The sequence below is a fragment of the Planktotalea sp. genome (assembly GCF_050633725.1).
In the GTDB taxonomy this organism is placed as follows: Bacteria; Pseudomonadota; Alphaproteobacteria; order Rhodobacterales; family Rhodobacteraceae; genus Planktotalea.
In genome coordinates, this window is record NZ_JBOEHB010000002.1 from 19,232 (window position 1) to 31,553 (window position 12,322).

11 protein-coding genes are annotated in these 12,322 nt (G+C 52.1%); 5 read left to right on the plus strand and 6 right to left on the minus strand.

Features of this window, described 5'->3' with window-relative positions; genetic code table 11:
• The first annotated feature begins 9 nt into the window (after positions 1 to 9).
• A complete protein-coding gene (locus ACRBCU_RS02290; RefSeq protein ID WP_431363744.1) occupies positions 10 to 984 on the plus strand; it encodes a formylglycine-generating enzyme family protein in 975 nt (324 codons plus the stop codon).
• 41 nt (positions 985 to 1,025) lie between these two features.
• Here ACRBCU_RS02290 and bktB read toward each other — a convergent pair whose 3' ends face one another.
• Complete coding sequence (gene bktB, locus ACRBCU_RS02295; RefSeq protein WP_431363745.1) at positions 1,026 to 2,210, minus strand: beta-ketothiolase BktB; 1,185 nt, start codon at positions 2,208 to 2,210, stop codon at positions 1,026 to 1,028.
• Positions 2,211 to 2,435: 225 nt separating this feature from the next.
• On the opposite strand from bktB, the gene ACRBCU_RS02300 reads away from it, so the two are divergent.
• Positions 2,436 to 3,425 (plus strand): 2-hydroxyacid dehydrogenase, encoded by a 990-nt coding sequence (locus ACRBCU_RS02300; RefSeq protein WP_431363746.1) that lies wholly within the window; start codon positions 2,436 to 2,438, stop codon positions 3,423 to 3,425.
• A 53-nt stretch (positions 3,426 to 3,478) separates the two neighbouring features.
• On the opposite strand, the gene ACRBCU_RS02305 is transcribed toward ACRBCU_RS02300, so the two are convergent.
• Positions 3,479 to 4,513, minus strand: a complete 1,035-nt coding sequence (locus tag ACRBCU_RS02305; protein WP_431363747.1) for a zinc-binding dehydrogenase — start codon at positions 4,511 to 4,513, stop codon at positions 3,479 to 3,481.
• A gap of 227 nt (positions 4,514 to 4,740) precedes the next feature.
• On the opposite strand from ACRBCU_RS02305, the gene ACRBCU_RS02310 reads away from it, so the two are divergent.
• The 3 genes from ACRBCU_RS02310 (at position 4,741) to ACRBCU_RS02320 (ending at position 6,853) form a co-directional block, all read left to right on the plus strand.
• On the plus strand, positions 4,741 to 5,640 hold the full coding sequence (locus ACRBCU_RS02310) for a LysR substrate-binding domain-containing protein (RefSeq protein ID WP_431363748.1): 900 nt from the start codon (positions 4,741 to 4,743) through the stop codon (positions 5,638 to 5,640).
• On the plus strand, positions 5,640 to 6,383 hold the full coding sequence (locus tag ACRBCU_RS02315) for a sulfite exporter TauE/SafE family protein (protein ID WP_431363749.1): 744 nt from the start codon (positions 5,640 to 5,642) through the stop codon (positions 6,381 to 6,383). The genes ACRBCU_RS02310 and ACRBCU_RS02315 overlap by 1 nt, the downstream gene beginning before the upstream one ends.
• Before the next feature lie 65 nt (positions 6,384 to 6,448).
• Positions 6,449 to 6,853 (plus strand): acyl-CoA thioesterase, encoded by a 405-nt coding sequence (locus ACRBCU_RS02320; RefSeq protein ID WP_431363750.1) that lies wholly within the window; start codon positions 6,449 to 6,451, stop codon positions 6,851 to 6,853.
• 17 nt (positions 6,854 to 6,870) lie between these two features.
• On the opposite strand, the gene ACRBCU_RS02325 is transcribed toward ACRBCU_RS02320, so the two are convergent.
• The 4 genes from ACRBCU_RS02325 to ACRBCU_RS02340 are packed head-to-tail and all read right to left on the minus strand — an operon-like array spanning position 6,871 to position 12,301.
• A complete protein-coding gene (locus ACRBCU_RS02325; RefSeq protein WP_431363751.1) occupies positions 6,871 to 8,301 on the minus strand; it encodes a nodulation protein NodH in 1,431 nt (476 codons plus the stop codon).
• A gap of 3 nt (positions 8,302 to 8,304) precedes the next feature.
• Complete coding sequence (locus ACRBCU_RS02330; protein WP_431363752.1) at positions 8,305 to 10,002, minus strand: beta-1,6-N-acetylglucosaminyltransferase; 1,698 nt, start codon at positions 10,000 to 10,002, stop codon at positions 8,305 to 8,307.
• Positions 9,999 to 11,009, minus strand: a complete 1,011-nt coding sequence (locus ACRBCU_RS02335; RefSeq protein WP_431363753.1) for a glycosyltransferase family 2 protein — start codon at positions 11,007 to 11,009, stop codon at positions 9,999 to 10,001. Before ACRBCU_RS02335 ends, ACRBCU_RS02330 begins: the two co-directional genes overlap by 4 nt.
• A gap of 44 nt (positions 11,010 to 11,053) precedes the next feature.
• The gene (locus ACRBCU_RS02340) at positions 11,054 to 12,301 is read right to left on the minus strand and encodes a glycosyltransferase family 4 protein (RefSeq protein WP_431363754.1); all 1,248 of its coding nucleotides are present in this window, start codon (positions 12,299 to 12,301) and stop codon (positions 11,054 to 11,056) included.
• Positions 12,302 to 12,322: the final 21 nt, after the last annotated feature.

A 12,322-nucleotide genomic window follows, 5' to 3' on the forward strand; every position in this document is an offset into this window, starting at 1 on the left:
GACAATCTTATGGGACTAAATGACGGCGCATGTTGCCCAAAAGGAAGCGCTGAAACTGGTCAGGCACCGCATCACATTTATCGCAACGCTGCCTTGGCAGTTCCTAAGGCATCTCCTGAGGTTCGCGATAAATTGCGTGAATCGCTCGTAGAAATCCGCGGCGGAATCTTTGAGATGGGTGCCCGAAAATCAACGTTTCCTGCGGATCTCGACAGCCCACGCGCTAAAGTTAAAGTATCGTCCTTTCTGATATCCCCGTACTCGGTCACGAACGCGCAATTCGCAGCATTTGTGTCCGACACAGGCTATGTGTCCGTCGCTGAGCGCGAAGGTTGGAGCTTTGTGTTTCACCTATTCCTCGATCAACCTAATAAATGGCAAATTTCGCCCCCCGGCCTGCCCTGGTGGCGCAAAGTAGATGGCGCTTATTGGGCGGCGCCACGTGGGCCAGAAAGTAGCTGGCATGACATTCCCGACCATCCTGCCGTCCATATCACTTGGTCAGACGCTTTGGCCTATTGCACATGGGCAGGGCTAAGATTACCGCGAGAAGCCGAATGGGAACGTGCCGCACGTGGGAAACTGGCAAAGGCTAAATTCCCTTGGGGGAACGCGTTTAGACCGAATGGCGAAACTCAGATGAATACGTGGCAAGGCGATTTCCCGAAGACTAACACAGGTGCCTTCTCTCGAACGGGAACTGCGCCTGTTACGGCGTATGAACCAAATACCTTTGGCCTATACAACATGACGGGAAATGTTTGGGAATGGGTTCAAGATTACTTTGGCCCGATCCCCAGCAGCGCAAAACGCCCTGTGTTTGATCCAACTGGCCCGAAAAATGGAGATTGGCGGGTCCAACGTGGCGGGTCTCATCTATGCCATGTCAGTTATTGTGATCGTTATCACGTCCACTCGCGTAGCTCCAATGATCCAGATAGCTCTACCGGAAATTGCGGCTTTCGTGTTGCTGCTGATATCTAAAAAGAAGCGAGGGCAATCGCCCCCGCTGCAATTTGTTTGATTTAAGCGATGTTTTCGATCGCCAGTGCAATGCCCTGTCCGCCACCGATGCACATCGTCACAAGACCATAACGACCGCCAGCGCGTTCCAGTTCATTCAACGCTTTGATTGTAATGATCGCACCCGTTGCACCAACGGGATGGCCCAGCGCAATTGCACCGCCATTTGGGTTTACCTTGCTCACATCCAAGCCAAGCTCTTTGTTGACGGCACAGGCCTGCGCCGCAAACGCCTCGTTGGACTCGACGACATCAAAATCACTAGCCTGCATTTTCAGGTTGCTCAGCAATTTTGTCACCGCGCTCACCGGCCCTATCCCCATAACTTCGGGACGCACCCCAGAATGCGCGTATCCAAGCAACCGCGCGCGTGGCTTGAGGCCCATTTTGTCAGCCGTCTCTGCGGATGCCAGAACCATTGCCGCCGCGCCGTCATTTAGACCAGACGCATTACCAGCAGTAACAGAACCATCCTTCCGAAATGCAGCGCGCAAATTCGCAAGGCTTTCGGCTGTCGTTGATGATTTTGGATGTTCATCAGTGTCAAAGGGCACCAACTCGCGTCGCCGCTTTACTTCGATTGGCATAATCTGACTTTTGAAGCGACCTTCTTCGATAGCGACAGACGCGCGCCGTTGGCTCTCCGCTGCAAAGGCATCCTGATCTTCTCGGGTGATCCCATGCTCGTCCGCAACGTTTTCAGCGGTCACGCCCATATGACCCGTTCCAAATGGATCGGTCAGCGCCGCGATCATCATATCCGTCATCGCCATATCGCCCATCTTCTGACCAAAACGCGGGGATTGGCTGGAAAAAGGCGAGCGCGACATGCATTCGGCACCACCCGCCAAAGCAAAGTCTACATCGCCAAGCATAATATGCTGCGCAGCTGAAACGATCGCCTGAGCGCCCGATCCGCAAAGCCGGTTAACCGTTAGCGCCGGACTTTCAATTGGGATGCCTGCTTCAACAGCCGCGACGCGGCTAAGATACATATCGCGACCCTCTGTATTGATCACATGACCAAATACCGAGTGACCAACGAGCTTTGGATCAATGGAGCTGCGCGCGATAGCTTCTCGTGCAACCGCCGCCGCGAGCGCAGTCGGCGCAGTTCCTGCAAGTGATCCGCCAAACGTGCCAATCGCTGTGCGCGCACCATCCAAAATTACAACGTCTTGAACCATTTTCTTTTCCTTCAAAGTTTAAGCCGAGCTTAGAGAAAAACCTACGGTGTTAACAGAGCCAGTCCTTCCGCGACGTGACTGATCGCCGCAAAGTTGCGAAACACACATTGCGAATAGGCATGGAAACCAACTACAAAGTTGCCTAACTTTTAAACAGCACGTCTCCCTGAACGGCCATACTTGGGCTGGCGAAAACAGATTGTTAAAGACTGAAGGAAACACTTGATGCCATCTACACGACTAAAGGTAATTGTCACGCGGCGCTTACCCGAGCCAGTTGAGAAACGATTAAGTGAATTTTTCGATGTTTCCTTGCGAGACACAGACGAGCCAATGACACGGGCTGAATTGGTGGAAGCAGTCAAGAATTGTGATGTTCTTGTCCCAACGCTCACCGATCGCATCAATTCCGGCCTCATTGGCCAAGCGGGCGAGCGCCTTAAGCTGATTGCCAACTATGGGGCTGGCGTGGATCACATCGATGTTCACACAGCGCGTCAACGCGGCATTCTTGTGTCCAACACACCTGGCATTCTGACCGAAGACACCGCTGATATGACCATGGCACTGATCCTCTCTGTGACGCGCCGCATGAGCGATGGCATCGCGCATATGAAGTCTGGTGAATGGCAAGGTTGGTCACCAACGGCCCTGCTCGGCAGTCGCATTTCTGGCAAGCGTTTGGGCATTGTTGGCATGGGTCGGATCGGCCAAGCAGTCGCCAAACGTGCAAACGCATTTGGGATGCAAGTACATTACCACAGCCGCCAACGTCAGCGCCCTGCAATCGAAGAACCGCTCGAAGCAACCTATTGGGAAGATTTGGACGAAATGGTCAAGCGCATGGATGTAATCAGCATTCACTGCTCCCACACCGCGGAAACATATCACCTGATGAACGCGAAACGCCTGAAATCGATGAAATCAGACGCAGTGATTGTGAATACGGCGCGCGGCGAAATCATCGACGAAAACGCCCTTAAGCGCATGTTGAATGATAAAGAGATCGCAGGTGCTGGATTGGACGTCTTTGAGCACGAAAACGATGGCGAGGGGATCGACCTGACGCCCCAGAGCAACGTCGTTCTTCTGCCGCATATGGCATCAGCAACAGTCGAGGCGCGCCAAGAAATGGGTGATCGCGTCGTACTGAACATCAAAACTTTCGACGACGGTCACCGTCCACCGGATCAAGTCATCCCAGCGATGGTTTAAGGCCTCGAAAACAAGCATAGGCGCTTTTGCAGTAAAATGCGAAAGCGCCTTTTTTATCTCGTAAAGTCGGTGATCACCGCAGTTCCGGGCCGCGTTGGTCCCTTCATCGCGCGAAGCTCAGCGCTCGCCGCAGACAAGGGCACAACGCGATCCAGCATCGGGGTCAGATCGACCTCACCGCGTTCTATCATTCCCAATAGTGACGGATACTTCCAAGCAGGCATGCCGCGTGTTCCATAAAACGCCAATTGTTTGGAATAGATCGCACGCATATTTATCGACATCACGCCATCCCCTGCTGGCATGCCAACGTGAACATGCCGACCAAGCGTAGCGAGACACTCGACCGAAGCATTTGTCGTCGCTTCAATACCTAGCGCCTCTAGTGAAACCTGCGCGCCGCCGCCTGTTATCTCTCGGATCGCTTCTGGTACATCTGTTTCCAGTGCATTTACCGCAGCGTCAGCACCAAGTTGTTTGGCATGAGTCAGTTTTTCCTCGACCACATCGACAACAACAACGCGCGCACCAAGCATTTTCGCTAGTAGCAATGCAGATAGGCCAATACCGCCAGTCCCATGTACAGCAACCCATTCACCGGCGCGTACATTGGCGCGATCCGTCAATGCATGCCACGCCGTTGTCACACGGCACCCAAGGCCCGCGGCAAGCGCGGGAGAAAGCGTTTCGGGTAAGTGAACTAGGTTATGATCAAACGGAACAGCCACATATTCGGCATAGGCACCAGGCGCACCAAAGCCGGGCACAATTGCGCTTTCGCACGCATTGGATGTACCCGTCTGGCAAGCAGGACAATCACCGCATCCCAAGATAAAGGGTGCGATCAACTTGTCGCCGATTTTGTGTTTTGCCTGCGCCCCCGCTTCAACAACGGTGCCACAATATTCGTGCCCCATGATTGAGCCATTCACCACCTTGGGGTGCCCCCCAACCCAGCCATGAAAATCCGATCGACACACACCACAAGCCGCAACCTCCAGCACCACGCCATTATCTGGGCAAGTCGGATCAGCGACGGTTTCTATCGACAGGTCTTCGTTGAATTCTCGAACGACAGCTGCACGCATCGTATGACCTTTCCTAGTCTTTAGCGCGCTGAATGCCACCAAACGTCGCCTCTACGGCAGTGCTCAGACCAGAGTTGAACCACGCTTGGCGTAGTCGGCAACTGCAGCAGTTACGCCAATTGTTGTTAGATCGTCGAGAAATTTGTAGCAGTAAGAATTTCTTTATTATAGTAAAATCAATTAACAAATCTTGTAAGAAAAACTTTCTAATTCCTGGGTGAGTGTCCATGACAATCAGGCTATTGCGAACTCTTGTTGCGATTGCAGATACGCGCACGTTCAGTGCTGCCGCAGATGTCGTGCATGTGACCCATGCCGCGGTGAGTCAGCAAATGCAGACCCTAGAGGCAAACTTGGGCATTGCCCTATTCAATCGCGAGACACGCACGCCCGAACTAACGCCAATTGCCCATGAAATCGTCCGAAATGCACGCAAACTCATCGCGGACTACGACAATCTGGTACCCTCGGTACTCGCAGATGATGGGCTGAGCGGAACTCTTACCTTGGGCGCGCTGCGCACAACGTTGACGGGACTTACCCCGCAAGCAATGGCGCGGTTGACGAAGCACTACCCCGATCTCACCCTTCATATCAGACCGGGGTTAACCGAAGCGCTTTTGACAGATATCGAAAGAGGAACTCTCGACGCGGCGATCATCACCAAACCACACTTGCTGCCGGTCGATATTCAATTTCGAGAATTATGCCACGAGCCAATGGAGCTAATCGCAGCCACCGAGGAAACCGAGACCGATCCGATCGTCCTTTTGACCTCGCGTCCCTTTATTCGTTTCAATCGAAATGCGGTTCTCGGCGCATTGATCGACAACTGGCTGCGAACCAATCAAATCCGCGTCTCTGAAACGATGGAGCTTGATAGCCCAGAGGCGATTGCCAGCATGGTCCACTCTAATCTTGGCGTGTCGATTGTACCCAATCTCGCGGTGAAGCCGCTCAATCGTATGCCTGTAAAAAGAATTTCCCTCGGTGCCGAAGCGCCTGTTCGCTCTTTGGGTCTGGCCTATCATAAGAACCAGTTGAAAATGCGAGTCATTGACGAGGTTTTTGCCGCTCTCTCAAACGTCGTTCAGGCGCAGCACCCTGTGAATGGAAGCGATTCCTAATGAGCTTTGAGGTCGCGCTTTTTCTCACATTAGGCGCTGCTGCGGGTGGTTTCATAAACGGCCTCGCAGGCACAGGCACCGCGCTGTTTGCGCTGGGCTTTTACTTGCTCGTTTTGCCCCCGATCAGCGCCGTGGCAATCGTCGCTTTGATGTCCGTTCTGGCTGGGCTTCAAGGATTATGGGTCGTGCGCCGTGAAATTCGCGCCAACCCGATCCGATTGCTCAGGTTCCTCATACCCGGCCTCGCGGGTGTTCCGATAGGACTTGCCTTGCTTTCGGCAATCGACGCAGGCGCATTGCGTATCGCGATAGCTGCGCTGCTTATCATATACGGTGGCTATTTCAGTTTACGCAAATCACTACCGGCATTTTCACGGCGAACGCCTATCATCGACAGCTGCGTTGGCTTCATCGGTGGCGTGTTAGGCGGCGCTGCGTCTGTATCTGGCGCACTTCCCGTCATTTGGCTGTCGCTGCGCCCATGGCCAAAGGCAGAAACGCGTGCGGTGCTACAGCCCTTCAACGTTGTCATTCTTAGCACGACAATCGTTCTGCTGTTTTTTAAGGGTGCCTATGATGACACATCCGTCAAAGCCTTGTTCATCACCATCCCCATCGGGATGATCGCCGCACAAATTGGGATTTTTGTCTTTAATCGGTTGAATGATGACATGTTCCGTAGATTGCTGATTGGCCTCACTCTCTTGATTGGTGCAGGAATTTTCGTAAGCGAAGCCTTTTGAGTAAGGCAATAGCCTGCTAACAGGCGCAAACTTTCTACAACGCAATGTTTAAAGGGCGCGTTTCAATGATCTATGAATTTCCGCAAAAAATTCTGTTCAAACACTGTGATCCCGCCGGCATCGTGTTTTATCCCCGCTATTTTGAAATGCTTAATGATTGTGTCGAAGCCTTCTTTGCCGACATTGGCTTTGCTTTCGAAGAAATCCACGAGATCGGGCGTGTCCCAACGGTTCAGATCGAAGCGCACTTTGCCAGCCCCAGCAAACACGGCGATGCAATGGTGATCGACTTGCAGCTTACCAAGATCGGAAGCAGCAGTATTGGTTTGGAGTTTCATGCGCATTGTGGCGGCGTTACACGCCTAACTGCGAAATCGACGCTGGTTTACATTAGCCCAAACAATCAATCACAGCCAATCTCAGATGAGCTACGCGCTGCGCTGATGCCTTATCTTCGCTCAGATCAATAGAGCGACGTGCAGCCAAATCAGGCCCAGCGCGAGAAACCGAACATGAGATAATCGCGCTGATAAGCATCATGAACCGCTTTTTCGATGTCGTCATTATAGACATCCGCCAGATCAAAGAAGAGCGGCTGGTCTTCGACCAAATCAAGATCACTCTCTTGCTCGCATCCCGCTGATTTTGCGAGCATCGGGAGCATCTCAGGCAATTGATCTTCGCGCAGCACCATATCCGGAAGGGCAAACTCACCCATATTAGAAATCGCCTGCGATTGGCTGCACCAATGCGCGTCAACGCGGATAGATGTTTGGCCTGATAGGTTCATCTTCACAAACTGTGCAAACGCTATGAAAGCCTCTTGATGAGCTGCAATATGCCAATTGCCACCTGGCTCTTGGCCCGGGATTGGCAACTTGTGAAAGCGGCGCAAGGTATTGCGGATTTTGCTAAAACTTCCTGCGCCAGTTGTCAGAATTTTAGTGCAGAACGCGTCATGCAATCGCGCAACTGGATGGCGTAGCACCGTAAACGTGCGGTGCCCAAGATGGTCGCGCTTCCATTGCCGCAAGGTCTTTTGATTGAAACCTGTTTGAAGCCCATCGACCGTTGTTCCATCCAAGGATGCGAGCCAGCTTTGCACCAGCGCCTCAGGTCCAGACCTTATCGGTAAATACAAAAGAGGGGATTTCGCGGCTGCGATATAACTTGGAACAACGGGCCCTCGACGTGGTTCGAAATTTGGAGTGCGCGAAAGATTGAAGCGATCAAGTCGCGCCAGACCACGTTCTAAATCACCGCGGTTTTCTACCTTTTCCTCCAAAGCAACAGGGTTCTGAGGCTTGAGTGAATCATCTAGACTGTCAAGGCGCGCTTCGATGTCTAGATAAGTCGCCAATCCGTTCATGACCTCAACACTTTGAAGGTCTTCATATGCAACATAGAAGGCCGTTTGGCCCGTTGCTTGAAGGCGATTGAGCAGAGTGACCTGAAACTCTTGCAACTCTTCTACATGCGTCTCGAATTCAGCAGCACTAAACGTCGCTTTCGCTTCGCGCCGGCGTTTGACGTTCGTCAGTTTCCACTGACCTGTTTCCTGCGCGATTTTCCAAGACACATAGCTTTCAAGCGGATTGCGCGTCAGAATAATCTTCGCGCAACGCGGATCGTCCAGGGCAATATCCATGACGCGAGGATCATGATCGTGAAAATAGCGAAACCCACCTAAACCATCTGAAAACTTCTTAATCGTTTCGATCAACTGGACCGGGCTGCTTTCACGCATCTCCCGCGTTACGCCCAAAATCTCGGTTTTATTCGGAAAGCCGATAAAATGCGGATTGAACGCTTCACCATGACACGTGACTCCATCCATTGCGTTCAAATTCGCTTCAAGGAAGTTCGAGCCCGTCCGCATTTCTGCAAAGACGATGAAGTAGTCGAAGTGTTCACTCATGATTTACTTTACCAAATATGGCTTGCGCGGTTTCTGAATGGACACAGCAGGACCATCATTGATTGGGAAATCACCCATAAGATGCGGATGCATCCCTTGGTTCTTAAGGTTTTGCAAAAACTGCCCAAAGCCTTTTAAGTCGGCCATTTTCGGAACCTCTGATAAACGACGTTGCGGGGCGTTGCCGATCTCGTCGATGATCGTTTGAAGCGGCTCCATAGGGCTTTCGATAAACTCTGCCATTGTCCAAATCCGAATGCGCGCTTTCGCATTTGGACTACGCAGTTTGTAAAGAAACTTGTTTTCGATCTTTTGCAGACGCGCAGCTTCGCGGCGCAGGTCAGAAAAATTGTGATTGGCACGAAACAAAGGTACGGCCCAAGCACCACTTATAACAGACACCTGCGCATTCGGATCTTTGCTGATCTTTGTGCTAATCTTCTGACTATCCATCGGCCCATACTGAAAGCACTGTCTTTCGCCGCGCGTATTCCAAATCAGGTTCGTAAGGAACGCCGCGCCATTGTAGTCACGCAGGTTAGGATCATCACTTAAGCCGCCGTTGATCACCTTTTGATTTCCTGAAAACTCAGCGCGTTCTGGCGAAAAAAGATGGCCGTGAACCTGCGTTCCCGTAGCCTTGGACAACCAAGGTTCAAAATCTTCAAACAGCTCTGTGAAGCCTTGAAACACAGAATAATTGGAGCAAGTCAGACCGTTTTCCCAGCCTTCGTTCGGGAAACGGCTGTGCATCACCAAACCCGCACGACCGCGCGTACGGCGCTCGACCGCTTTGGCGAAAATGCGGTCTATCTTCCCAGGATTAGGCTCGGCGCGCTTCATTGCACCGTCTTCGTCAGTCAAGAACGCGTTATAGACCCGATTGGCATGCGGCCAAATTTTGCGTGCTACAAAACAATCTGAACGGCGCAATAGCTGCAAGTGATCGTCATAGAAAATATGCGGCTTGCCTTGGAAATCAAACTTGGACAAGGTCAAAGAGCGGCTCTCGATGTTTGAAGAATACTGTCGAGATAACGTTTGAAAATAGCTCTCGTCAGGGATCCATACTTTTCGAAAATACCGATCATAAGTTGCGCGCTCTGGGTCTTCCAAGATCGCAGACAACGTTTGACGGGTCAGGCACCACCACTGCGATCCCATATGAGGCACGATACCTTTGGGAATGCGCCGCTTTAGCCCAATACGGCGCTGCAATGCGGTATATTTATCGAACAGGCGGCGTTGCGTTTTCCAAGAGAACGGGAACCGCATGGTAAAGCGTTCAATATCAAGACCGCCAACTGTCCACGGAACATCAGACGTCGTTGCGGATTCGATAAAATCAGTGCGCGGACGTGCGTCGAGATATTCAATTAGCTCACGCACGGGACGCAAAGGCAGACACGATCCCGAAGCCAGAAAAACATGGCGCACATCTGTAAATTGCGCGAGCATTTTTTCAGAAGCAACCTGCGTTGCCGCCGTTATGCCCCAACCGCCCCATTCGCAATAATGTCGCTTGCAAAAATCAATCTCTGGTACGTCTTGCATGGACGCTTGAAACTCTTGGTAAGTCTTGCGGTCCACCTTCTTGTCGACATGAATAACGACAGGGCACCCCGCCGTTGCCCAATGACGAGCAACTTGTTCAGCGCGGCCAAGGGCCGTGTGAACCAGCATGACGATACCAACACTCATGCCCAGTTCCCTTTGGACATAAGACCCAGAATTTCAAGTTGGCGCCAGTTGATGTATTTTTCTGACCACTTGCACCAGAGTTCAGGGTTCTCCGCCAAACGCTCCGCATAGGCTTGGTATTCAACGCTGGCTGAATAATGCTGCTTACGCTCTAGCTCTTCCTGCGCCTTTTCGGTGAACGTGTTCAGGAACTTCGTGTGAAGCAACACACCTGACGCTTTCTCACCACCCCATTCATCGTAAACGAGGTTTAAGCCACGTGGCAAAAGGTTATGGGTAGAGCTGACGTAAGTGTACTTGCGATCCCATTTCACCAGCGGAATTTTGTTAAGCGCAGGCGCTTTCTCTGGCTCATCACTAAAGAACACACGCGCGCGCGGTCCCCCTTGAATCCAAAGGTTTCCGAGTTTTTTGTTCTTTTCAATCGTGTAGTTGCCTGCATCAAACCAGCACGCCGTATCAATCGGGTTTTGCCCGGGCATGTATGGCTCGGCGTCAATGCGGCCCTTCGGGTACATATCCAAAAGCATTGCACTAAAGGATTTGATCGAGGATGCATCAAGCCAATCAGTCAAAGCGCGGATCGGACGCGTATCGCAGAACGGGAACAAGAAAAACTCGTCCGGATCAACGGTCAAGCACCAGTGCCCATGCGCATAACGCAACTGCAACCAGTTCAGCCAATCCACACCATAACGCGATTTCTTATAGCTGCTTCGACTGTGCCAAACAGAAACATCAGGCTGATCCGCGAGATACTCAAGCCCGCCATCATTGCTATCATTGTCCACAATGAAAAAGTGGTTCACGCCCATGTCGCGGTAATACTTGAGGAAGTATGGCAAACGCACATGTTCGTTGCGCATCGTGGAAAACAGGAAAATGTCACCTGGTTTGATCTGGCTGGTACGATTGCGGATTGGTTGCAACTCGCGACGCTTGCGGAACGCACGAATGCGCCAACGCTTGCGTTGCAGCCGAAGCCTATATGACCTGACGATGCCCACGTGTGCTCTGCCTCCTCATAACCCTATCAACCGCGCTGTTCCGCTTAACCAAAGTGTTTCAACACGAGGTTAAAATGTGCAGCCCACTGCGGCGGTGTAAATCGGGCCTGATCATTACCTACTCTACCTCGATCATCGCTATCTTTTTGCAGCAGTTTTTCAATCTCGGTGCGCCAAACATAGGCATTCGAGGTCTCTGCGTAAACGGGGAATTCTCCTAGAACTTCGCGATATATGTCCAGATCGCCACAAATGACGGGAACGCCCAAAGCAAAGGCTTCGACTTGGGGCAAACCATAGCCTTCAGCCAAGCTTGGGAACAGCGCGGCTTCCGCGCCTTTCATCAGCCCCATCATCTGCGCATCATCAAGGCCGTTGAACTCTAAAATGGGTAAACCGCTCGCTTTGACACCGTCCAGACGCGCGAACACATCTTCATTCTTCCAGCCACGATTGCCACAAATCACCAAATACGGCGGAGAGCTTTCGCTAGAGCCGCTCCAATCCTCCCAGAGATCCAGCAAGAACGCGTGGTTCTTGCGTGGCTCAATCGTACCAATCGAAATGACATAAGGCGCGGGAACATCGGGCAAGCGAACATCAGGAGTGTTCGGAATATCAACACCAAGATGCGCGACAATCGCATCGGGCACGCGCCCAAAGCGGGTCATATGTCGCTCTGCGTCAGCGCGGGTTTGTTGTGAATTACAGATCAAAGCGTCGGCATATTGCGACACGATACGCATACGCTTTTCAAAGGCTTCAACCGTGCCATCACGTTGATGATCTGGCCAATCCAGCGGGATCATATCGTGAATAAGAACAACGCATTGCGCCGTCTTCAACGATTTGAACGCACCAAAGACACGGCGCGTTAGATTGCTATGCCCTGTGTTGAGGTAAAGAACATCGTCAGGAAAAGCACGCCGCAGCATCCGCGCGAGACGCGCCGGTGTGGAACGAGCAATGGCTCGTTTGCGCAGCGCCGTTTCTGCCGCGCGCCGTTGGGGACTAAGCTTTAGAGCAAATCGGGACAGCAAATCAGGATCACCCCAATCCGCTGCTCTTAGGTGCTGATGCGCGAACGCAAGGCCTGAGCGATCCAAAAGCACATAGCCAAATGCGCTGCGGAACAGACCGTAGATCGCCCGATCTAAACTTAGGCACCATTCAAGATAGGCCCATTCCACCCGATCCACCCCAGTGTGAACCAAACCCGTTCGACTGAGCAAACGGGTTAGGTCAAGGCAGATAGGCCGTTCATTTTCAGAAATGCTGTGCGCGCGTGTCACTTGAGACCCTCGCTCACTGCC

What these genes read in the sequence shown, in the direction of transcription:
- ACRBCU_RS02290 (WP_431363744.1), top strand. Translation starts at nt 10, where the DNA reads ATGGGACTAAATGACGGCGCATGTTGCCCAAAAGGAAGCGCTGAAACT.
- bktB (WP_431363745.1), bottom strand. Translation starts at nt 2,210, where the DNA reads ATGGTTCAAGACGTTGTAATTTTGGATGGTGCGCGCACAGCGATTGGC.
- ACRBCU_RS02300 (WP_431363746.1), top strand. Translation starts at nt 2,436, where the DNA reads ATGCCATCTACACGACTAAAGGTAATTGTCACGCGGCGCTTACCCGAG.
- ACRBCU_RS02305 (WP_431363747.1), bottom strand. Translation starts at nt 4,513, where the DNA reads ATGCGTGCAGCTGTCGTTCGAGAATTCAACGAAGACCTGTCGATAGAA.
- ACRBCU_RS02310 (WP_431363748.1), top strand. Translation starts at nt 4,741, where the DNA reads ATGACAATCAGGCTATTGCGAACTCTTGTTGCGATTGCAGATACGCGC.
- ACRBCU_RS02315 (WP_431363749.1), top strand. Translation starts at nt 5,640, where the DNA reads ATGAGCTTTGAGGTCGCGCTTTTTCTCACATTAGGCGCTGCTGCGGGT.
- ACRBCU_RS02320 (WP_431363750.1), top strand. Translation starts at nt 6,449, where the DNA reads ATGATCTATGAATTTCCGCAAAAAATTCTGTTCAAACACTGTGATCCC.
- ACRBCU_RS02325 (WP_431363751.1), bottom strand. Translation starts at nt 8,301, where the DNA reads ATGAGTGAACACTTCGACTACTTCATCGTCTTTGCAGAAATGCGGACG.
- ACRBCU_RS02330 (WP_431363752.1), bottom strand. Translation starts at nt 10,002, where the DNA reads ATGAGTGTTGGTATCGTCATGCTGGTTCACACGGCCCTTGGCCGCGCT.